The organism is Pseudomonas sp. JR33AA, assembly GCF_021378985.1.
Lineage (GTDB): Bacteria > Pseudomonadota > Gammaproteobacteria > Pseudomonadales > Pseudomonadaceae > Aquipseudomonas > Aquipseudomonas alloputida.
This window is the reverse complement of the sequence record NZ_JAJSAW010000001.1, coordinates 164,045-185,908: the sequence shown is the minus strand read 5'-3', so window position 1 is coordinate 185,908 and position 21,864 is coordinate 164,045. Positions and strand designations below refer to the sequence as shown.

At 62.9% G+C, this 21,864-nt stretch carries 20 protein-coding genes; 14 read left to right on the top strand and 6 right to left on the bottom strand.

The annotated features are described in order from the left end of the window. Positions 1-162: 162 nt before the first annotated feature. Positions 163-1,620, bottom strand: a complete 1,458-nt coding sequence (locus LVS58_RS00870; protein ID WP_233689512.1) for an AhpA/YtjB family protein — start codon at positions 1,618-1,620, stop codon at positions 163-165. A gap of 134 nt (positions 1,621-1,754) precedes the next feature. Here LVS58_RS00870 and serB point away from each other — a divergent pair, with 134 nt between their 5' ends. Further along, complete coding sequence (gene serB, locus LVS58_RS00865) at positions 1,755-2,969, top strand: phosphoserine phosphatase SerB (RefSeq protein ID WP_233689511.1); 1,215 nt, start codon at positions 1,755-1,757, stop codon at positions 2,967-2,969. Between the two features lie 76 nt (positions 2,970-3,045). Here the strand turns inward: serB and asd are convergent, their stop codons facing one another. The 3 genes from asd to LVS58_RS00850 are packed head-to-tail and all read right to left on the bottom strand — an operon-like array spanning position 3,046 to position 6,308. After that, positions 3,046-3,909, bottom strand: coding sequence for an archaetidylserine decarboxylase (gene asd, locus LVS58_RS00860; protein WP_003249501.1), 864 nt, complete (start codon positions 3,907-3,909; stop codon positions 3,046-3,048). A gap of 9 nt (positions 3,910-3,918) precedes the next feature. Next, positions 3,919-4,728 carry a rhodanese-like domain-containing protein gene (locus tag LVS58_RS00855; protein WP_233689510.1) on the bottom strand — a complete coding sequence of 270 codons (810 nt, stop codon included), beginning with the start codon at positions 4,726-4,728 and terminating at the stop codon, positions 3,919-3,921. Positions 4,729-4,772: 44 nt separating this feature from the next. After that, complete coding sequence (locus tag LVS58_RS00850) at positions 4,773-6,308, bottom strand: HDOD domain-containing protein (protein ID WP_233689509.1); 1,536 nt, start codon at positions 6,306-6,308, stop codon at positions 4,773-4,775. A 130-nt stretch (positions 6,309-6,438) separates the two neighbouring features. Between LVS58_RS00850 and motA the strand changes: the two genes are divergently transcribed. Next, complete coding sequence (gene motA / locus LVS58_RS00845) at positions 6,439-7,290, top strand: flagellar motor stator protein MotA (RefSeq protein ID WP_003249507.1); 852 nt, start codon at positions 6,439-6,441, stop codon at positions 7,288-7,290. Between the two features lie 3 nt (positions 7,291-7,293). Next, positions 7,294-8,334 carry a flagellar motor protein MotB gene (gene motB / locus LVS58_RS00840; RefSeq protein WP_233689508.1) on the top strand — a complete coding sequence of 347 codons (1,041 nt, stop codon included), beginning with the start codon at positions 7,294-7,296 and terminating at the stop codon, positions 8,332-8,334. Positions 8,335-8,498: 164 nt separating this feature from the next. Here motB and rsgA read toward each other — a convergent pair whose 3' ends face one another. After that, positions 8,499-9,530 carry a small ribosomal subunit biogenesis GTPase RsgA gene (gene rsgA / locus LVS58_RS00835; protein WP_014592599.1) on the bottom strand — a complete coding sequence of 344 codons (1,032 nt, stop codon included), beginning with the start codon at positions 9,528-9,530 and terminating at the stop codon, positions 8,499-8,501. A gap of 151 nt (positions 9,531-9,681) precedes the next feature. On the opposite strand from rsgA, the gene orn reads away from it, so the two are divergent. Next, positions 9,682-10,224 (top strand): oligoribonuclease, encoded by a 543-nt coding sequence (gene orn / locus LVS58_RS00830; RefSeq protein ID WP_003249514.1) that lies wholly within the window; start codon positions 9,682-9,684, stop codon positions 10,222-10,224. Between the two features lie 91 nt (positions 10,225-10,315). Beyond that, on the top strand, positions 10,316-10,927 hold the full coding sequence (locus tag LVS58_RS00825) for a trimeric intracellular cation channel family protein (protein WP_003249516.1): 612 nt from the start codon (positions 10,316-10,318) through the stop codon (positions 10,925-10,927). 120 nt (positions 10,928-11,047) lie between these two features. Here the strand turns inward: LVS58_RS00825 and queG are convergent, their stop codons facing one another. Further along, entirely contained in the window at positions 11,048-12,112 is a 1,065-nt protein-coding gene (queG, locus tag LVS58_RS00820) for a tRNA epoxyqueuosine(34) reductase QueG (protein WP_233689507.1), read from the bottom strand. A 64-nt stretch (positions 12,113-12,176) separates the two neighbouring features. On the opposite strand from queG, the gene LVS58_RS00815 reads away from it, so the two are divergent. From LVS58_RS00815 to hflC, 9 genes are all read left to right on the top strand, one after another. Beyond that, positions 12,177-13,037, top strand: a complete 861-nt coding sequence (locus LVS58_RS00815; RefSeq protein ID WP_233689506.1) for an NAD(P)H-hydrate dehydratase — start codon at positions 12,177-12,179, stop codon at positions 13,035-13,037. Next, positions 13,025-13,498, top strand: coding sequence for a tRNA (adenosine(37)-N6)-threonylcarbamoyltransferase complex ATPase subunit type 1 TsaE (tsaE, locus tag LVS58_RS00810; protein WP_003249523.1), 474 nt, complete (start codon positions 13,025-13,027; stop codon positions 13,496-13,498). Before LVS58_RS00815 ends, tsaE begins: the two co-directional genes overlap by 13 nt. Before the next feature lie 11 nt (positions 13,499-13,509). Further along, on the top strand, positions 13,510-14,940 hold the full coding sequence (locus LVS58_RS00805; RefSeq protein ID WP_233689505.1) for an N-acetylmuramoyl-L-alanine amidase: 1,431 nt from the start codon (positions 13,510-13,512) through the stop codon (positions 14,938-14,940). Then, a complete protein-coding gene (gene mutL / locus LVS58_RS00800) occupies positions 14,937-16,835 on the top strand; it encodes a DNA mismatch repair endonuclease MutL (RefSeq protein ID WP_233689504.1) in 1,899 nt (632 codons plus the stop codon). The genes LVS58_RS00805 and mutL overlap by 4 nt, the downstream gene beginning before the upstream one ends. 1 nt (position 16,836) lies before the next feature. Next, the gene (miaA, locus tag LVS58_RS00795) at positions 16,837-17,808 is read left to right on the top strand and encodes a tRNA (adenosine(37)-N6)-dimethylallyltransferase MiaA (RefSeq protein WP_233689503.1); all 972 of its coding nucleotides are present in this window, start codon (positions 16,837-16,839) and stop codon (positions 17,806-17,808) included. 94 nt (positions 17,809-17,902) lie between these two features. Next, complete coding sequence (gene hfq / locus LVS58_RS00790; protein WP_003249532.1) at positions 17,903-18,163, top strand: RNA chaperone Hfq; 261 nt, start codon at positions 17,903-17,905, stop codon at positions 18,161-18,163. A gap of 12 nt (positions 18,164-18,175) precedes the next feature. After that, on the top strand, positions 18,176-19,477 hold the full coding sequence (gene hflX, locus LVS58_RS00785; protein ID WP_003249534.1) for a ribosome rescue GTPase HflX: 1,302 nt from the start codon (positions 18,176-18,178) through the stop codon (positions 19,475-19,477). 96 nt (positions 19,478-19,573) lie between these two features. Beyond that, positions 19,574-20,755 carry an FtsH protease activity modulator HflK gene (gene hflK, locus LVS58_RS00780; protein ID WP_233689502.1) on the top strand — a complete coding sequence of 394 codons (1,182 nt, stop codon included), beginning with the start codon at positions 19,574-19,576 and terminating at the stop codon, positions 20,753-20,755. Then, positions 20,755-21,624, top strand: a complete 870-nt coding sequence (hflC, locus tag LVS58_RS00775; protein ID WP_003249538.1) for a protease modulator HflC — start codon at positions 20,755-20,757, stop codon at positions 21,622-21,624. Before hflK ends, hflC begins: the two co-directional genes overlap by 1 nt. Positions 21,625-21,864 lie beyond the last annotated feature (240 nt).

Sequence of the window (21,864 nt, the reverse complement as noted above, 5' to 3'; positions counted from 1 at the left end):
GCTTTTCGTATCTGCCATAAACCAGTCGGTCGTTGTAGGAGCGGGTTCACCCGCGAAGCAGGCGACCCGTTGTATGGCACCGGCTGCGCCGGTGTTCGCGGGTGAACCCGCTCCTACGGGCTGGAGTTTGCGCCAGGCACGTGTAGATGTAGCGTATGCCTGTCAGGCGCGGTGCTCGTGCATGCGCGCCAGTTGCCGTTCCAGCATCGACGGGTAGGGCTCCATCAGTCGCTCCACACAGCAGGCGCCTTCGGGGCTGGCGATCGGGCGAATACGTGCACGCTGGCGAATCAGGGCGTCATCGTTGATCTGCCGCTCTACCAGCAACAGGTTGCGGCTGTGCTGCGACAGTGCCAGGGCATCCTGGACCTTCTCGGCCATCAACAGGTCAACCAGTTCCAGCCCATGCAGGTCGTTGCCCAGGACCAGGCCTAGCTGCAGTTGCAGGGTAATGCCGCTGTCAGCTACCTCGATCTGCAGGGCGTGGCCCAGGGCGCGCAACAGTTCGCCACAGCAGATGGCGTTGGTCAGGTAGTCCTCGCCACACTCGCGGCTGTGGAACAGCACCAAGGTGCTGCCGTCGTTCAGCGTGTGGGTTTCGCCGTCGTAGAGCGAGGCCGCGTGCTCCAGGCAATCGCGGTAGCGCTCGGTCAGTTCGGCCAGGCGTGTGCGTGGCAGGCGACGCAGTTGCTCCTGCGAGCCCAACTGCACGGCTAGCACAGCGCTGTACTGCGGCTCGTCGGACTCGACCTCTGCGGCGGCTTTGGGCGCAGCGTCGTCGTCCAGCAGGCCGGCAAAGGCCTCGTCGTCATCCTCGTCTTCCAGGGCAGCCTGGGGGCGCGGTACGGCCTTGGGTGCCGGCGCAGCTGCGTGCAGGTCCTCGAACTGCTCGTCGTCTTCTTCCTCAGGCTCCGGCTCCGGGGGCGGAGGCGGGGCCAGGCGTGCATGCAACTGGCGGGCGATGTCGCCAATCTCGTCCTGGCGGTCGGTGGCCGGGGTATAGGGCTGCGGGTCGCGCAGCCATACCCGCAGCTGCAGCAGTGGCAGGGTGATGAAGCGACCCTGACGCAAGCTGAGGGCCAAGGCCAGGGCCAGCAGGATAGCGGCCAGAATGCCCATGCTCTGCAGGCTGATCAGCATCGGCTGCTGGAACTGGCTCATGTCCAGGCTTATGCGCAGCTGTCCAGCCGTCACATCCTGGAACGTGATTTTGGTCTGATACAGGCCTTCGGCCTCGCCCAGCAGGCTGTTGCGCGGGCGCTGACCGGCTTCGGCGAGGATGCGGTTATCCACGCTGTAGATTGCCGCATGGGCCACCAGCGGGTTTTTAACCAGGTTACCCAGCAGCACGTTGAGGCTGAGGATGTCATTGGACACCAGCAGCTCGGTTGCCGATGTGGCCGTCTGGGTGGTCAGGCTCTGGCCCAAGGCATCGGCCTGCTCATGCATGGCCTGCTTGAACTGCAGGCCCATCACGCAGGCGTAGATCACCAGCGCCAGCGCCACCAGGAAGATGTTGGTGCAGGCGATGCGCAGTGCCAGCGGCACGCGACGTTGACTCAGGGCGCGATAGATCATGAGGAAGAAGTTGTCTGGTTTGACTGGCGTAGGCCGGTTCACAGAGCTCGGCTCTTTATGGCATGGAAGTGGGGGGAGTATAGCGAGCCGGGTTTTGTCGGCAAAGTATCGTTGGCGCCCGATGGTCATGGAAAATCGGTAGAATGCGCATTTTTCATCGAAGTCGGAGCCAGGTTGTGCGCGAAATCGTCCTGATCAACATCACCGGTGAGGACCGTCCCGGTCTCACTGCGGCTATCACCGGCGTCCTGCTGCAGGGCGGTGTGAGTATCCTCGACATCGGCCTGGCGGTCATGCACGGCACCTTGTCGTTTGGCATCCTGGTCGACATCCCGGACAACGAAGTGGCTACCGCGCTGTTGCAAAGCGTGCAGGCCAAAGCCCACGAACTGAACCTGCAGGCCCGTTACACGCCGATTTCCGAGGCGGACTACCAGCACTGGGCCGATGGGCATGGCGAAGCGCGCCACATCGTTACCCTGCTCAGCCGCAAGATCACCCCCGAGCAGCTGCAGCGGGTGAGTGCGGTAATCAGCCAGTACGGCCTGACCATCGAGCGCATCGAGCGCCTGTCGGCCCGGGTGGCACTGGATGCCGAGATCGACAAGGGCAAGGCAGCCGTCGAAATCTCCGTGCGCGGCGTGCCGAGCGATGCCCAGGCCCTGCGTGCCGACTTCTTTGCCCTGTCTGAAGAGCTGAGCGTCGACATCGCCTTCCAGAAGGACGATCTGTTCCGCCGCAACCGCCGCCTGGCGGTGTTCGACATGGACTCCACGCTGATCGAGGCCGAAGTCATCGACGAGCTGGCCAAGGCGGCGGGTGTGGGGGAGCAGGTGGCGGCGATCACCGAGCGTGCCATGCGCGGTGAACTGGACTTTCGCGCCAGCTTCAAAGAGCGCATGGCGCTGCTCAAGGGCCTGGATGTTGGTGTGCTCGATGAGATTGGGGCATCGCTGCGCCTGACCGAGGGTGCCGAGAACCTGTTCGCCGAGCTCAAGCGCCTGGGATACAAGACCGCGATTCTGTCCGGTGGCTTTACCTACTTTGCCCGTCAGGTGCAGGCGCGCCTGGGTATCGACTATGTGTTCGCCAACGAGCTTGAAGTGGTCGATGGCAAGGTGACCGGCGTGGCTGTTGAGCCGATTGTCGATGCCCAGCGCAAGGCCGAACTGTTGAAGAAGCTGGCCAGTGAGGAAGGCTTGCAACTGGAGCAGACCATCGCCGTGGGCGATGGCGCCAATGACCTGCCGATGCTGTCGCTGGCCGGGTTGGGCGTGGCGTTCCGTGCCAAGCCGCTGGTGCGCCAGTCGGCCAAGCAGGCGATTTCCACCTTGGGGCTGGATGGGGTGCTGTATCTGCTAGGCTTGCGTGATCGCGACGCCCGCGGCTGATCCGTGAATCTGGGGCTGCATGGCGGCCTCCATGAAAAAGGCCCTGCATTTGCAGGGCCTTTCCATTTGGATCGAATCAAGCCTGCACAGGCGCTGCCAGCTGTTGCCCCATGCGCACGGCAGACCCTGCACCCAGGCTCTCAGCCCACTTCACCTGCTCCGGCCCGAACAGCACGATGGCGGTCGAGCCCAGCTTGAAGCGGCCGAGTTCGGCACCTTTCTCCAGGTGGATCGGCGTGCGGCTGGCTTCGTCGTAGCGGAAGGTCTTCAGCTCACGCTTGGGCGGCGTGACCAGCCCGGCCCATACCGTTTCGATCGAGGCGACGATCATCGCGCCGACCAGTACCACAGCCATTGGCCCACGCTCTGTATCGAACAGGCAGACCACGCGCTCGTTGCGAGCGAACAGCTCGGGGACATTTTCTGCGGTGGTCTGATTGACCGAGAACAGGCGGCCCGGCACATAGACCATTTCGCGCAGGGTGCCGGCCAACGGCATGTGCACGCGGTGGTAGTCCTTGGGCGACAGGTAGATGGTGGCAAACTCGCCGCCCATGAACGGGGCGGCCATGGCCGGATCACCGCCCAGCAGCTCTTGTGCGCTGAAACCGTGGCCTTTGGCCTGGAAGATACGGCCGTGCTCGATCGGGCCGAGCTGGCTGACCGCACCGTCGGCCGGGCAGAGGATGGCGCCCGGGGTTTCGTCCAGCGGACGGGCGCCAGGTTTCAGGGCGCGGGTGAAGAACGCATTGAAGTGCTCGTAAGCGCTCAGGTCTTCGACCAGAGCCTCGCTCATGTTGACCTGGTAGCGCTTGGCGAACCAGGCGGTGAAGGCGTTCTTGAACCAGCGCACGCGGCACTCGGCGATGCAGCCGGCCAGCCGCGACAGCAGGTGGTGCGGCAGTAGGTACTGGCTGATGATGAACAGACGGGATTTCATGCAGGTTCCTTAAACTTCTACAGGCGTGTCCGGGTGGTTGCCCCATTCGCTCCACGAGCCGGCGTAGGCCTTGACGCGTGGGTAGCCGAGGGCCTTGGCCACCAGGTAAGTGAAACCGGAGCGGCGGTGGGTCTGGCAGTGGGTGATCACCTCCTTGTCAGGGGTGATGCCCAGTTGCTCGAGGACTTGTTTGATGTCCTGGCGAATGCGCAGGTGGTCGTTGAGGTCCATGCCGGCGGTCCATTCGAAGTTGATCGCGCCGGGGATGTGGCCGCCTTTGGCTGCCAGCACTTTTTCGCCGCTGAATTCCTGCGGGCCGCGCGCGTCCCAGATGACCAGGTCATCGGCGCCCAGGCGGCTTTGCAGGTACTCGCGGGTGGCAGTGGGTGCGCTGTCTATGTGCAGGTGCACCGGGGCGTTGCCAATGGCTGGCACGTCGGTGGACAGTTTGTCTGCCGGCCAGGCCTGGATACCGCCATTGAGGTAGTGGTAGTGCTTGTGGCCGATGACATCGAGCAGCCAGATGAAGCGCCCGGCCCAGCCGCCGCCTTCATCGTCGTACACCACATACACGGCATCGGCGCGGTGGCCGAGTTCGCTGAACAGTTTTTCGAGCTCGCCCTGGGCTGGCAGCAGGCCGGGCGCCGGGGGCTGGCCGAGCTGGGTGCGCTTGCCTTCGACAAAGCGCGCGCCGGGGATATGCCCGCTGACATAGCGGTTGGCGCTGCTCAGGTCGACCAGGATCAGCTGCGGCGAATCCAGGCGTGGCAGCAGGTCTGCAGCTTCGATCACCAGGGGCAGGCCGGAAAAGTCGGTCATCCACGGTCTCCAGTGTGGAAAGAGGGGCGATTGTAGCGCAAGGCTCAACCCTTGCGGTTGGTAAACACCGACAAGGCCCGCTCGATGCATTGCGCGGTCTTGCCGAAGGCTTGCACGCTGATATCGGCCAAAGGCCGGCAGCCCTGGTCGGCCACCAGCAGCATCAGCACCTGGTCGTTCGCAGCCAGCGAGCGAAGGAGTACATGTTCGCTGCGGAACAAGGTGCGCAACGGGGCGGGCAGCAGCGCCGAGAACTGGCTGTGGTTTTCCGGTGTGATGCGCAGCTGCCCGGCCTGGCTCAGCAGCTTTTGCAGCAGCTTGTTTTGCGATACCTGCAGGGCCAGAGCCCCGGCCTCCTTGGGCAGGCCGGCAATTTGCTGCACGCGCAGGTAGTCACTGGCCTTGTCCAGGCTAAGCAGCATGATGCGTTGCATGCCGCACGCCAGCAGGGCCTCGCGGGCCTGCGTGGCCAGGTGCACGGTGTTGGTGAACGGGCTGGGTTGGGCCAGCAGGTGCTGGCACAGCGTGCGCCAGCGTGCCAGGTCGTCGCTGCTGGGCGGTGGCGGGGCCAGCATGTCCGGGTGAGGGCGGCGTTGGTGCCACGGCCAGATCAAGGCCTCGGCCGGGTGGAACAGGGCATGCCGGGCGTGGCGGCGGGCGCTGGCGGCAGCCTGCTGGTGCACCTGCTGCTGCACGTCTTCCAGCGAGGTTTGCAGGTACAGCGCGGTCAGCAGTTGCCAGCGCAGCAGGTGCGGGTTGTCCCAGCCGACCTGTGCCGCCAGGGCCAGGTTGTTGGCCAGCAGCACGGTATTGGCCGGCTGGTTGAACCAGCGCCGCAAGCCGGGCTCGGCGTCCAGGCGGTGTTGCTGGCTGAGCAGGTCTTCGTCGCGGGCGATATTCAGCACCTGGGCCAGTTGCTCGCGCTCTTCCAGTAGCAGGCGATAACCCTGGGTGACCCACTGGGGCAGGCGCCAGTACTCGGCCATGGTCTGGCACAGCGCCATGATGCGCACGCCGAACAGTTCTTCCTCGACGTGGGCGGCGTCTTCACCTTTGTGGATAACCCGCAGCTCCCAGGTGTCGAGCAGCTTGGGGTAGGCCAGTGCCAGTGGCCAGAGTGGCGACAGGAACAGCAGGCTGCCCCAGTGAATCTCTTGCCACAGCCGTGCAAGGCGGCTGGCGAACAGGCCGCTGGCCTGCTGTGCCGCATGCTGGCTGATCATCTGGAATTGGCACAATACCGGCGGAATTTCCTCCACGGGCAGTGCCGGCAGGCGTTTGAGAAGCTGCTCGCTGCGCTCCAGGCCCAGGCGGTTGAGGGCGACTTCCAGGCTTTCGGCGGGTTCGGCGAGGCTGGCATTGGTGGGGTGATTGGCTTCGCGCATCACTGACAGCACCAGTGCCGGGCTATCCTGCATCAGTTCGGCGATATCGCGCAGCGAGCGGCGGCTATCCTGGATGGCAGCCATGACCCGGTCGTAGCTGTGCTTCGGCACGGGGATTCGAACACTCTCGAGCAGCTTTACCCAGGCCTCTAGCGTACGCGGGGCCTGAGTGGGCACCTTGGTTTCAATTGGCATTTTGACATCAGTCCGAACTGGCTTTTCGCATTGAGTGGCTATAGTCTGGCGCAGTTCTGCCGATAAGTAGAAGAAGAGTTTTAAAGCTCCCGTCTCTTCCCCTGACCACGACAGCAAGTGCTTTGAACCTATGGCTAAAATTATCGGCATCATCGTCGTATTCGCGAGCGTGCTCGGCGGCTACGTGCTCTCCCACGGCAAGATCGCAGCGCTGATCCAGCCGTTCGAAGTACTGATCATCGGCGGTGCGGCCTTTGGTGCATTCCTGCAGGCCAACCCTGGCCACATGACCATGCACGTCATCAAGAAGTCGATGAAGATGTTCGGCTCGCGCTTCAGCCATGCCTTCTATCTGGAGGTGCTGGGCCTTGTTTACGAAATCCTCAACAAGAGCCGTCGCGAAGGCATGATGGCCATCGAGGCCGACATCGAGGACGCCGCTGCCAGCCCCATCTTCGCCAAGTACCCGACGGTACTGGCCGATGAGCGCATGACCGCGTTCGTCTGCGATTACCTGCGCATCATGTCCACCGGCAACATGGCCCCGCACGAGCTCGAAGGCCTGTTCGACATGGAACTGCTGAGCATGAAGGAAGAGCTGGAGCACCCGTCCCACGCAGTGACCGGCATCGCCGACGGCATGCCCGGGTTCGGTATCGTTGCGGCGGTACTGGGTATCGTGGTGACCATGGCCTCGCTGGGCGATGGCGATCAGGCGGCCATCGGCATGCACGTAGGTGCGGCGCTGGTGGGTACCTTCTTCGGTATCCTGGCGGCTTACGGTTTCTTCGGACCTTTGGCCAAGTGCCTGGAGCACGATGCCAAGGAAGAACTGAACCTCTACGAATCGATCAAGGCTTCGCTGGTGGCTTCGGCGTCGGGCATGCCACCTTCGCTGGCGGTCGAGTTCGGGCGCAAGGTGCTGTACCCCAAGCACCGCCCAAGCTTCGCCGAACTGGAACAAGCGGTTCGCGGTCGCTGAGTCATGGAGAACAATCAGCCCATCATCGTCAAGCGCGTCAAGCGCTTTGGCGGCGGCCACCATGGTGGCGCCTGGAAAATCGCCTTTGCCGACTTCGCCACGGCGATGATGGCGTTCTTCCTGGTGCTGTGGCTGTTGTCCACGGCCACGCCTGAGCAGAAGATCGCCATTGCCGGCTACTTCCAGGACCCTATTGGTTTCTCCGAAAGTGGCACGCCTTATGTCATCGACCTGGGTGGTTCACCGGAGATGGCGCCGGACAAAACCATCAATCCGGAAGTGAAGACCGAGCCGACGCAGCAGTCCCCCACTCAGCTGAGCAAGGACCAGGTCGAGACCATGGCCGAGCAGGTCGAGCGCGAGCGTCTGGAGCTGTTGCTGCAGGAACTGCAGAACAAGGTGGAAGAGAACCCGCAGCTGCAGAAGTTCAAGGACCAGATCCTGTTCGAGATCACCCAGGACGGCCTGCGTATCCAGATCATGGATGCCGAGAACCGGCCGATGTTCGACATCGGTAGCGCGCGTCTGCAGCCCTACTTCGAAGATATCCTGCTGGCCATGGCCGACACCATCAAGGCGGTGCCGAACAAGATCAGCATCAGCGGCCACACCGATGCCAAGCCATATGCGGGCACTGGCGAATACGGTAACTGGGAGCTGTCGGCCAACCGCGCCAACGCCGCGCGGCGTGCCCTGGTGGCGGGTGGTTACCCGGACGGCCAGGTGGCCCGGGTGGTGGGGTACGCCTCGTCGTCACTGTTCGACCGTAAGGACCCGTTCAACCCGGTCAACCGTCGGATCGACATCATCGTGCTGACCAAGAAAGCCCAGCGCGATATCGAGGGTGAGCAGGGTGCGCCGGAAACACCGCCAGCTGCGCCAACTGCACCTGCAGCACCCGCCAGTGGTGCTGCGCCAGGGGCTTCGGCACCGGCTGCTCCAGGGACAACTGAACAGCCACCGATGCAACCGCGTGAGCTGCGCCAGAAGCTGAACATCTTTGAAGATGGCACGCTGAAGATGGATGAAGCCGAGGAGCAGTAAGCGGCTTTTTTTGTGTGGGCAACGGTTCTACACGAAACCTGAACGTTGGCGCGATCACTGTGGGTTTGCCCGCAAAGCATCAGCGCGGTGAATGCCACCGGCGTTGCCGGTGTTCGCGGCTAAAGCCGCTCCTACAGGGGGCGGCGACTTTCATTTCGAGCGTTTCAGTAGCTGTCTTCTGCCAGGCTGGCGATGATCGAGCGATAGCTGTTCATGCGCTGCGGCTTGATGCGCCCCTCTTCCAGTGCCTTGAGCAGCGCGCAGCCCGGTTCGCGGTCATGCTTGCAGTCGCGGAAGCGGCAGGTGCCGAACAGGTCGCGGAACTCGATGAAACCATCCTCCACGTCGTCGCGGCTGACATGGCCAAGGCCGAACTCGCGGATACCCGGCGAGTCGATCAGGTCGCCGCCGTTGGGGAAGTGATAAAGCCGTGCCGTGGTGGTGGTGTGGGTACCCTGGCCTGACCATTCCGACAAGTCGCCGACGCGGGTGCCAGCGTCTGGCAGCAGGCTGTTGACCAGCGACGACTTGCCCACCCCCGACTGGCCGACGAACACACTGATATGGCCGTCGAGTTGCTGCTGCAGGCGCTGCATGCCGTCGCCCTGGTGTGCCGATACTTCCAGCAGCGGGTAGCCCAGTTCGCGGTAGACCTCCAGCAACGCATGCAGGCCGGGGCCGTTCTCATCGTTGATCAGGTCGGCTTTGTTCAGCAGCAGCAGCGGGCGCAGGCCGGCGTGCTCGGCCGCTACCAGATAGCGGTCGATCAGGTTCGGGTGCGGCTCCGGCGCCGGGGCGAACACGATCACGATCAGGTCGACGTTGGCGGCCACCGGCTTGAGTTGACCATGGTTGTTCGGCCGGCACAGCTCGGTGCTGCGCGGCATCTGTGCCACGATTACGCCGATGCCCTGGTTACCCGCACGCCACACGACACGGTCGCCGGTGACCAGTGCTGGCAGGTTGGCGCGCAAATGGCAGCGGAACACCTGGCCCGCAGTTTCGCCATCCTGAGCTTCAACTTCTACCTGCACGCCAAAGTGCGCGATCACCAGGCCCAGTTGCTCTGGCCCAAGGTCGCCACCTTCCAGTTCCTGCAGTGCATGCTGCTCGCGTTTGGCCGCGCGAGCGGCGCGCTCGCCCTGGATTTTTTCGATCCGCCAGTTTTGGCGGCGATTGAGCTGGCGTTTGGCCATGAAGGTACCGTAAGAGAGGCCCGGCGTGGGGCATTGAAAACGGCAGGCAGTTTAGCACGCCAGCCGCTGGACTATTCTGCTCACCTTTGTGCCTGAATGGGCGTGCCTTGGCCACTAGGCTAATATGACCGCCTATATGAGGAGCCCCTGCATGCAAAACCCACAGAACCTGATCTGGATCGACCTGGAAATGACCGGCCTGGATCCGGACAGCGATGTCATCATCGAAATGGCCACCATCGTCACCGACAGCGAGCTGAATACCTTGGCCGAAGGGCCGGTAATCGCCATCCACCACAGTGACGAAGTACTGGCGCGCATGGACGAGTGGAACACCCGCACCCATGGCGCTTCGGGGCTGACCCAGCGCGTGCGCGAGAGCAAGGTCAGCATGGCCGAAGCCGAGGCACAGACCATCGCCTTCCTTGAGCAGTGGGTGCCTAAGGGCAAGTCGCCGATCTGCGGCAACAGCATCTGCCAGGATCGTCGTTTCCTCTACCGTCACATGCGCAACTTGGAAAACTACTTCCACTACCGCAACTTGGATGTCTCCACCCTCAAGGAGCTGGCCGCGCGCTGGGCGCCGGACGTGCGTGACAGCTTCAAGAAGGGCAATACCCACCTGGCGCTGGACGATATCCGCGAATCGATCGCCGAACTGCGTCACTATCGCGAACACTTCATCAAGCTGTGAGTCGAAACGGCGCAGATATTGTATCTGCGCCCCCTTTTGGTGCCTTGGGCAACTGGTTAGACTGCGCGCCTTTCCTGCACGGACCCGCACCATGTTGTTGATGCTCTACCTTATCGCCATTACTGCCGAAGCCATGACTGGCGCGCTGTCTGCCGGGCGTCGCGGCATGGACTGGTTTGGCGTGGTGCTGATCGCCTGCGTCACTGCGCTTGGGGGCGGCTCGGTGCGTGATGTGCTGCTCGGGCACTACCCGCTGACCTGGGTGAAGCACCCTGAGTACCTGGTGCTGACCAGTTTTGCGGCGCTGCTGACCATTTTCATCGCGCCAATGATGCGCCGCCTTCGCTCGCTGTTCCTGGTGCTCGATGCCCTGGGGCTAGTGGCGTTTACCCTGATAGGTTGCATGACGGCGCTGGAGATGGGGCAGGGCATGCTGGTGGCGTCGATCAGCGGGGTGATCACCGGGGTGTTTGGCGGGATCCTGCGGGATATCTTCTGCAACGACATCCCGCTGGTGTTCCGCCGTGAACTGTATGCCAGCGTGTCATTTGCGGCGGCCTGGTTCTATCTGGGATGCGTGTATTTCAAGGTGCCGGCGGAGCAGGCGATGTTGCTGACGCTGTTTGGTGGCTTTCTGGTGCGCCTGTTGGCGATACGCTTCCACTGGGAAATGCCCAAGTTCCACTACAACGACCAGCAGTAGCCTGATGCCCTGTAGGAGCGGGTTTACCCGCGAAAGGGCCGGGCCTGTCGGCCAATGTCTACCAGGCGTTCAACTTTGCCACCGCCACAGCATTCGCGGGTAAACCCGCTCCTTGTGTGGTTAGGAAATGTCGTGTCGGGCCAGCGCCCACTCCACATGCTCGCGCACCAAATCCGATTCATCGTCACGCCTGGCCTTCAGCGCCTCGATCACCGGGATCGTGGATGGTGCATTGCCCAACCCCACCGCCAGGTTGCGCAGGAACCGCTCGTACCCCGCCCGCCGCAAAGGCCCGCCCTCGGTCTTGCGCAGGAAGGTGCGTTCATCCCACAGGAACATCGCCGCCAGGTCGGTATTTTCCAGCCCGTGACGTGGCTGGAAGTCCTGCTCCTGGCTGTGCTTGGCAAAGCGGTTCCAGGGGCAGACGATCTGGCAGTCGTCGCAACCGAACACCCGGTTGCCCATCTTTGCGCGTAACTCGACAGGGATCGCGCCCCTCAGCTCGATGGTCAGGTACGAGATGCAGCGTCGCGCATCCAGCACATAGGGCCCGACAAACGCCTGTGTCGGGCAGATGTCCAGGCAGGCCTGGCAACGCCCGCAGTGCTCGCTGGTGGTGGCTTCGTCCACCGGCAACGGCAGGTCGACGAACAGTTCGGCAAGGAAGAAGTAGCTACCCGCCTTGCGGTTGAGCAACAGCGTGTTCTTGCCGATCCAGCCCAGCCCGGCCTGTTCGGCCAAGGCTTTTTCAAGTACCGGGGCGCTGTCCACGAAAGCGCGGTAGCCAAACGGGCCGATGGCTTCCTGGATGCGGTCGGCGAGGAACTGCACGCGCTTGCGCACCAGCTTGTGGTAGTCCCGGCCAAGCGCGTAGCGTGACACGTAGGCCTTCTCGGGCTGGGCAAGGCGCTGTGCCATCTGCGTGTCGCCGGGCAGGTAGTCCATGCGTAGCGAGACCACGCGTACCGTGCCGGGGATCAACTGGTCGGGGTGCGACCTTTTGCTGCCGTGGGCGCCCAGGTATTCCATTTCACCCTGATAACCGGCGTCGAGCCAACGCTGCAGGTGATGTTCGTGTTCGCCAAGGTCGACCCCGGCGATGCCGACATGGGCAAAACCGAGTTCCTGGCCCCATATCTTGATCGATTGGGCCAGTTGGGCGAGGTCAGGTGTGGACGCGGACATGGATGGTAAGGCAATACGGGCTCAGGTGCGTATAATTCTGCCAGACATTGGAGCCTTTGACCCCATGCCGCAGACCAAACACCCCAGTAATGCCCCACAATTGCTCAGCAGCGTGACGGTTGCCCGCCTGCCGGCACGGCCGGCGCATGCCCACAAAGGCGACTTTGGCCATGTACTGGTGGTCGGTGGCGACCTTGGTACCGGAGGCGCTGTGTTGCTCAGCGCCGAAGCCGCCCTGCGTTGCGGCGCCGGGCTGGTCAGCGTGGCGACCCGGCCCGAGCACGTGTCGGCCAGCCTGGCGCGCCTGCCCGAGGTCATGTGCCTGGGTGTCCATTCGGCCAACCAACTGATGGGCGTGCTGGAGCGCGCCTCGGTACTGGTGGTTGGGCCAGGCCTTGGGCAGGCGGCGTGGGGCCGCAGCCTGTTGTCGGCGGTGGCCAACGCCGAGCGGCCGCAAGTGTGGGATGCCGATGCCTTGAATTTGCTGGCGCGCACCCCGCTGGCCCTGCCCAGTGGCAGCATCCTGACGCCGCACCCGGGGGAGGCGGCGCGGCTGCTGGGCATTGCCACTGAGGCCGTGCAGGCCGACCGCCCTGGCGCCGCGCGCAAGCTGGCTCGTCGTTATAACAGCGTCTGTGTACTCAAAGGTGCCGGCACACTGGTGGCAGCCCCGAGCGGGCAGCTGGCGTTGTGCGAGCGCGGGCACCCGGCGATGGCCGGCGCCGGCCTGGGCGATGTGCTGACTGGCGTGCTGGCAGCCCTGTTGGCCCAAGGCCTGGATGCCTGGGGCGCGGGTTGTCTGGGGGTGTGGCTGCACGCCTGTGCCGGCGAGCGCCTTGGGATAGAAGGTAGAGGCCTGGCGGCCAGTGATCTGGCGCCGGCCATTCGTGAGTTGTTGGAGGAGCATTCTGCGTGTCTGGCTTAAATCTGTTTCTGGCCGATGAAGAGGCCACGGTCAAATTCGGTGCAGCACTGGCCGAGGTGACCGGCGGTCGCGGCGTGATTTTCCTCGAGGGCGACCTGGGCGCGGGTAAAACTACCCTGTCGCGTGGCCTGATCCGCGGTCTGGGCCATACTGGTGCTGTGAAAAGCCCGACCTTCACCGTGGTCGAACCCTATGAAATCGGCGAGGTCCGAGCCTTTCACTTCGACCTGTATCGCCTGGTCGACCCGGAAGAGCTTGAGTTCATGGGCATTCGTGACTATTTCGAGGGCGACCCGCTGTGCCTGTTCGAATGGCCACAAAAGGGTGCGGGCGTTTTGCCAAAGCCTGACCTGACCATTACCATAAGCCCCCAAGCGAGTGGACGCTCGCTGAACCTTTCGCCGCAGGGGGCTCGCGGCGAGGCCTGGTGCGTGGCACTGGCCGAACACTATAAACAGTAAGTGGGGTAGGTATGCGCATACGCGCACTGGTCGCCATCGTTGGGCTGCTGCTGACAACGGTGACCGTTGAGGCTCTGGCCGTCACTCAAGTCAAGAGCATGCGCCTGTGGCGCGCACCGGACAACACGCGGCTGGTCTTCGACCTGTCTGGCCCCGTGCAGCACAGTGTCTTCACCCTGAGCGCACCCGATCGCCTGGTCATCGACATCAATGGCGCAACACTGGCCGCGCCACTGAATGTGGCCACCTCCAACACGCCGATAAGCAGTGTGCGTTCGGCTCAGCGTACGCCAACCGACCTTCGGGTTGTGGTCGACCTGAAAAAATCGGTTACCCCGAAGAGCTTCACCCTGGCGCCCAACGCACAGTACGGCAACCGCTTGGTGGTCGACCTGTATGACCAGGAAGCTGACGCTATCGCGGCCAGCGCGCCGCTACCTGCGCCGGCCCCGGTACAAACGCCTGCGACCACGCCAGCGGTGCCAGTGACGCCGACCCAGCCGGCGATCAAGCTGCCACCGGTACCCAGCGGCAAGCGTGACATCGTGGTTGCCATCGATGCCGGGCACGGCGGCGAAGACCCTGGCGCTTCCGGCTCGCGTGGCCAGCACGAAAAAGACATCGTGTTGCAGATTGCCAAGGAGCTGCAGCGTCAGATCAACAGTGAAAAAGGTTTCCGTGCAGAGCTGACCCGCACCGGTGATTACTTCATCCCGTTGCGCAAGCGTACGGAAATCGCCCGCAAGAAAGGCGCCGACCTGTTCATTTCGATTCACGCCGACGCGGCCCCGTCGCGCGCAGCCTTTGGCGCCTCGGTGTTCGCCCTGTCCGATCGTGGCGCCACCTCCGAGACGGCGCGCTGGCTGGCCGACACGGAAAACCGGTCTGACCTGATCGGTGGTGCTGGCAATGTCAGCCTCGACGACAAGGACCGCATGCTCGCTGGCGTGCTGCTTGATCTGTCGATGACCGCGACGCTCAGCTCCAGCCTCAACGTGGGGCAAAAGGTATTGGGCAACATGGGGCGGGTCACTTCGTTGCACAAGCAGCGTGTGGAACAGGCCGGGTTCATGGTACTGAAGTCACCGGACATTCCGTCGATCCTCGTTGAAACCGGGTTCATCTCGAACAACAACGAAGCAGCCAAGCTGGCCTCCTCCAGCCATCAGCAGGCGCTGGCCCGTTCGATCCGCACTGGGGTGCACCAGTACTTCCAGCAGAACCCGCCACCTGGCACCTATATCGCCTGGCTGCGTGACACCGGCAAGATCGCCGCCGGCCCGCGTGAACACACCGTGCGTCCTGGCGAAACCCTGGCGATGCTCGCCGTGCGTTACCAGGTCAGTGTGGCCAGTCTGCGCAGCCTCAACAGCCTGAAGACCGATGAGCTGAAGGTTGGCCAGCGCCTCGATGTACCCGCCACAACCTTGGCCGCGCAATGAGTGGCGGTTCGCGAATTCAGCTGCTCAGCCCGCGGCTGGCCAACCAGATCGCTGCCGGCGAGGTTGTGGAGCGGCCGGCATCTGTCGCCAAGGAATTGTTGGAAAACAGCCTGGACTCCGGTGCCCGGCGCATCGATATCGAAGTAGAGCAGGGCGGCGTCAAACTCCTGAAGGTGCGGGACGATGGCAGCGGTATTTCTGCCGACGACCTGCCGCTGGCCCTGGCCCGACACGCCACCAGCAAGATCCGCGAGCTGGAAGACCTTGAAGGGGTTTTGAGCCTGGGCTTTCGTGGCGAGGCCTTGGCCTCGATCAGTTCGGTGGCGCGCCTGACCCTGACCTCGCGTACTGCCAGTGCCAGTGAGGCCTGGCAAGTAGAAACCGAAGGCCGTGACATGACACCGCGGGTGCAGCCGGCGGCCCACCCGGTCGGTACCTCGGTGGAAGTGCGCGATTTGTTCTTCAATACCCCGGCCAGGCGCAAGTTTCTCAAAGCCGAGAAAACCGAATTCGATCACTTGCAGGAAGTGATCCGGCGGCTGGCGCTGGCCCGTTTCGATGTCGGCTTCCACCTGCGCCACAATGGCAAGAGCATTCTCAGCCTGCACGAGGCCCACGACGAAATCGCCCGTGCGCGGCGGGTGGGCGCCATCTGTGGCCCGGGCTTCATGGAGCAGGCGCTGCCGATCGACGTCGAGCGCAACGGCCTTCGCCTTTGGGGCTGGGTCGGCTTGCCGACGTTCTCGCGCAGCCAGGCAGACCTGCAGTACTTCTTCGTCAATGGCCGTGCCGTGCGCGACAAGCTGGTCGCCCATGCCGTGCGTCAGGCCTACCGGGACGTACTGTTCAACGGCCGCCACCCCACGTTCGTGCTGTTCCTGGAGCTGGAGCCCAACGGCGTCGATGTGAACGTGCACCCTACCAAGCATGAAGTGCGATTCCGCGAAGGGCGCTCGGTGCATGACTTCCTGTATGGCACATTGCACCGTGCCTTGGCCGATGTACGTCCGGAAGACCAGCTGGCCGCACCTGCTGCCGTACCTGAGCTGGTTCGCCCCACGGGCCAGCAGGCCGGTGAGTTCGGGCCCCAGGGTGAAATGCGCCTGGCCTCGCCGGTGCTTGAACAGCCTCGAGCCCCACAGCAGTCGTTTTCCAATGGTGGCAGTGGCGCCGGTTACCAGTATCAATACACACCACGTCCCTCGCAGCCGCTGCCGGCCGCAGAGGCGCAGGCGGTGTATCGCGAGTTTTATAAACCGCTGGAAGCCGGTGCAGCGCCTGCGACGGCACTGCCCGAAAGCCAGGGCGACATTCCCCCGCTAGGCTATGCCCTGGCGCAGCTCAAGGGTATCTACATCCTGGCCGAGAATGCTGTTGGCCTGGTGCTGGTGGACATGCATGCCGCCCACGAGCGGATAATGTACGAGCGCCTCAAGGTGGCCATGGCCAGCGAGGGCCTGAGTGGGCAGCCGCTGCTGGTGCCGGAAACCTTGGCCCTCAGCCAGCGTGAAGCCGACTGTGCCGAAGAGCATGCGCAGTGGTTTCAGCGCCTGGGCTTCGAGTTGCAGCGCCTGGGCCCCGAGACCCTGGCTATTCGCCAGATCCCGGCCTTGCTCAAGCAGGCTGAAGCCAACCGCCTGGTACAGGACGTGCTTGCCGACCTCATGGAGTACGGCACCAGTGATCGCATTCAGGCGCACCTCAACGAACTGCTCGGTACCATGGCCTGCCACGGTGCCGTGCGCGCCAACCGGCGCCTGGCAATTCCCGAGATGAACGCCCTGCTGCGCGACATGGAAAACACCGAACGCAGCGGCCAGTGCAACCATGGCCGTCCTACCTGGACTCAGATGGGCCTGGACGATCTGGACAAACTTTTCCTGCGCGGTCGATGACATGAGCGGCAAGCCCCCTGCAATATTCCTGATGGGTCCGACGGCGGCCGGCAAGACCGACCTTGCCATCGAACTGACCACGGTGCTGCCGTGTGAGCTGATCAGCGTCGATTCGGCACTGGTCTACCGTGGCATGGATATCGGTTCGGCCAAGCCGTCGAAAGAAATCCTCGCCGCCCACCCGCACCGGCTGATCGACATTCGCGACCCGGCCGAGAGCTATTCGGCCGCGCAGTTCCGTACCGACGCGCTGGAGGCCATGGCCGAGATCACCGCGCGCGGCAAGATCCCGCTGCTGGTCGGTGGCACCATGCTCTATTACAAGGCGTTGATCGATGGCCTGGCTGACATGCCAGCGGCCGATGCGGCGGTGCGCGCCGAGCTGGAGGCACAGGCTGAAGCCCTGGGCCTGGCCGAGCTGCACCGCCAGTTGGCCGACGTCGACCCGGAGTCTGCGGCACGTATCCACCCCAATGACCCGCAGCGGCTGATCCGGGCGTTGGAGGTGTATCGGGTGAGCGGCGAGAGCATGACAGTTCATCGCCAGCGTCAATTCGCGGAAAGTCGCGGCGCAGACGCAGGCGCAGGCGGACATTTGCCCTATACTGTCGCCAGTTTGGCGATTGCTCCTACAGATCGTCACATTTTGCATCAGCGAATTGCGTTACGATTTTCGCAGATGCTGGAACAGGGCTTCGTTGACGAGGTCCGATCGCTGCGAGCCAGAAGTGACTTGCACGCCGGGCTGCCGTCTATACGGGCAGTGGGTTATCGGCAAGTGTGGGATTACCTGGATGGCAAGCTGACTGAGAATGAGATGCGTGAACGCGGTATCATTGCTACCCGGCAGCTGGCCAAGCGGCAGTTCACCTGGTTGCGTGGCTGGCCTGACGTGCATTGGCTTGACAGCCTGGCCTGCGACAATCTGTCCCGCACCTTGAAATACCTTGGGGCCACCTCCATATTGAGCTGAGTCCCTGCTGATTGCCGTCTATTCTTGCGAAGGGGCGGCCTAATTTATCGTTTTTATTGATTTTCTATTATTTATCCTTACAGGAGTGCGGCATATGTCAAAAGGGCATTCGCTACAAGACCCTTACTTGAACACCTTGAGAAAAGAAAAGGTCCCGGTATCCATTTACCTGGTCAACGGTATCAAACTGCAGGGCTCGATCGAATCGTTCGACCAGTTCGTGGTATTGCTGAAGAACACCGTCAGCCAGATGGTCTACAAACACGCCATCTCGACCGTAGTTCCGGCCCGTCCGGTCCGCCTGCCAAGCCCGACCGACAGCGAGCACGGCGACAGCGAGCCAGGCAACGCCTGATAGGAGCCTGCATTGTTCTTTGAGCGCCACGGTGGTGGTGAGCGGGCGTTGCTCGTTCACTTGGAAGGTCAGAACCCTGAGGCGCGCGAAGACCCGCAGGAGTTTCAGGAGTTGGCATTGTCGGCCGGTGCCGACATCGTCTCGCTGGTCACGGTGACAAGGCATCAGCCTTCCGCCAAATACCTGATTGGCAGTGGCAAGGTCGAAGAGTTGCACGACCTGGTCCATGCCGAACAGGTAGACCTGGTGATTTTCAATCACACCCTCACGCCCAGTCAGGAGCGCAACCTTGAACGTGTGTTCGAGTGTCGTGTGCTCGACCGTACCGGGCTGATCCTCGATATCTTCGCCCAACGGGCGCGTACCCATGAAGGCAAGCTGCAGGTCGAACTGGCCCAGCTGGAGCACATGAGCACGCGGCTGGTGCGCGGCTGGACTCACCTTGAGCGACAAAAAGGTGGTATCGGCCTGCGCGGCCCGGGTGAAACCCAGCTGGAAACCGACCGCCGCCTGTTGCGGGTGCGTATACGCCAGATCAAGTCACGCCTGGAGAAGGTGCGCAGCCAGCGTGAGCAGGCGCGTCGCGGGCGCAAGCGCGCGGATATCCCCTCGGTATCGCTGGTGGGTTATACCAACGCCGGCAAGTCCACGCTGTTCAACGCCCTGACCGAATCCGAGGTGTATGCCGCGGACCAGTTGTTCGCCACCCTCGACCCGACCCTGCGCCGGCTCGAGCTCAACGACCTGGGGCCGATCGTGCTGGCCGACACCGTAGGCTTCATTCGCCACCTGCCACACAAGCTGGTCGAGGCATTTCGGGCTACGCTCGAAGAGTCGAGCAACTCCGATCTGTTGCTGCATGTGATCGACGCCCATGAGCCAGAGCGCATGGAGCAGATCGAGCAGGTGCTGGCGGTGCTGGGCGAGATTGGTGCCGAGGGGTTGCCGATCCTGGAGGTGTACAACAAACTCGACTTGCTCGAAGATGTCGAGCCACAGATCCAGCGCAATGCCGATGGCAAGCCGGAACGGGTCTGGGTATCGGCACGCGATGGGCGTGGCCTGGAGCTGGTTGGCCAGGCAGTTGCCGAGTTGCTGGGGGATGATCTGTTTGTCGGTACCCTGTGCCTGGAGCAGCGTTTTGCCCGCTTGCGCGCGCAATTCTTTGCCTTGGGTGCCGTGCAGAGTGAAGAGCATGATGAAGAAGGGCGCAGCCTGCTGAGCGTGCGACTGCCCATGGTCGAACTGAATCGACTGGTCAGCCGCGAAGGCATGGAGCCGCAAGTGTTTGTCCAGCAACACACTTTGCAATAAATGCTCGTCGAGGTCGCCGGGCAGCAGTGACAGGCATTCTGTAGCATTGGACGGCGCGCCGTGGGCGCGTCTTTGCTTTATCAGATGGAGAGCGCTATGGCTTGGAACGAGCCGGGTGGCAACTCGAACAATCAGGATCCCTGGGGCGGCCGCCGCGGTGGCGGTGGTGGCGGTGGTGACAAGAAAGGTCCACCGGATCTGGACGAGGCCTTCCGCAAACTGCAGGACAGCCTGAATGGCATGTTCGGCGGCAGCAAGAAACGTGGCGGCGGTGATCGCAATGTCGGCAAGGGCGGTGGCCTGGGCCTGCTGGGCATCGGCCTGGCGGTGCTGGCTGCAATCTGGCTGTACAGCGCCGTGTATGTGGTCGACGAGCAGGAGCAGGCGGTTGTGCTGCGCTTCGGCAAGTACTATGAGACGGTCGGTCCCGGCCTGAACATCTACTTCCCGCCGATTGATCGCAAGTACATGGAAAACGTCACGCGTGAGCGTGCCTACACCAAGCAGGGCCAGATGCTGACCGAAGACGAGAACATCGTCGAGGTGCCGCTGACCGTCCAGTACAAGATCAGCAACCTGCAGGACTTCGTGCTCAACGTCGACCAGCCTGAGGTGAGCTTGCAGCACGCGACCGACAGCGCCCTGCGCCACGTGGTGGGTTCCACTTCGATGGACCAGGTGTTGACCGAAGGTCGTGAGCAGATGGCCGTGGATATCCGCGAACGCCTGCAGCGCTTCCTCGACAACTACCGTACCGGTATCACCGTTACCCAGGTCAACGTACAGAGCGCGGCAGCCCCGCGTGAAGTGCAGGAAGCCTTCGACGACGTGATCCGCGCCCGCGAAGATGAGCAGCGTGCCCGCAACCAGGCCGAGTCCTATGCCAATGGCGTGGTGCCGGAAGCCCGTGGTCAGGCCCAGCGCATCATCGAGGACGCCAATGGTTACCGCGACGAAGTCATTGCCCGCGCCAAGGGTGAGGCAGACCGCTTCACCAAGCTGCTTGCCGAGTACCGCAAGGCACCTGAGGTAACCCGTGAGCGTCTGTATCTGGAGACCATGCAAGAGGTCTACAGCAACTCGAGCAAGGTGATGGTGGCAACCAAGGACGGGCAGAGCAACCTGCTCTACCTGCCGCTGGACAAGATGGTCGAAGGCAGCCGCAAGCCGTCCGTGCCAACCACCAGCGCGTCGCCATCGGCCAACGATGCCGCCGCTCGTGCGGCGCAGGACATGCAACAGCAACAGCAGCCGCTGCGTACTAGGGAGAGCCGCTGATGAGCAATAGATCGCTGATCGCCCTGATCGCCGCCGTGGTCCTGGCCATTGTGGCCTGGAACAGCTTCTACATCGTGTCCCAGACCGAGCGGGCGGTACTGCTGCGTTTCGGTAAGGTGGTCCAGGCGGATGTTCAGCCAGGCCTGCACGTGAAGATTCCGTACGTGAACCAGGTGCGCAGGTTCGACGCCCGGCTGATGACACTCGACGCGCCTACCCAGCGGTTCCTGACCCTGGAAAAGAAAGCGGTGATGGTCGACGCCTACGCCAAGTGGCGCGTCAAGGATGCTGAACGCTTCTACACCGCCACGTCGGGCATGAAGCAGATCGCCGACGAGCGTCTGTCGCGTCGTCTGGAAAGTGGCCTGCGCGACCAGTTCGGTAAACGTACCCTGCACGAAGTGGTTTCCGGTGAGCGTGATGCATTGATGGCTGACATCACTGCATCGCTGAACCGCATGGCGAGCAAGGAACTGGGCATCGAGGTGGTCGACGTGCGCGTCAAGGCCATCGACCTGCCCAAGGAAGTCAACCGCAGCGTGTTCGACCGCATGAGCACCGAGCGTGAGCGTGAAGCCCGCGAGCACCGTGCCAAGGGTAACGAGCTGGCTGAGGGTATCCGTGCCGATGCCGACCGTCAGCGCCGTGTGCTGCTGGCCGAGGCTTATCGCGAAGCAGAAGAAACCCGTGGTGATGGCGATGCCCAAGCGGCCGCCATCTATGCCAAGGCTTACAGCCAGGACGCTGATTTCTATGCGTTCCACCGTAGCCTGCAGGCTTACCGCGAGAGCTTCTCGAGCAAGAGCGACGTGATGGTCCTGGACCCGAAGAACGAATTCTTCCGTTACCTGGACAAGAGCAGACCGTGATGCTCAGGCCCTGATTTTCATGCAGCGGCACCCCGCCTGGCAGCTAATGCACCAGGCGGGGTGCATCCTGAATGAAAAGGGGTGTATGATGAGGCAGCCGGGAAATTTCCCGGCTTTTTTGCGTCTGCAAGGTTGATTGGCACAGCGCCGGTTGACAGTTTGGTCAGCTCGCAAGGCAATTTGAGGGTGTCGGGTACGGTGGCTGCGCTGGGATCAGTGCTGCCCGCTGCTGTGCGCGAT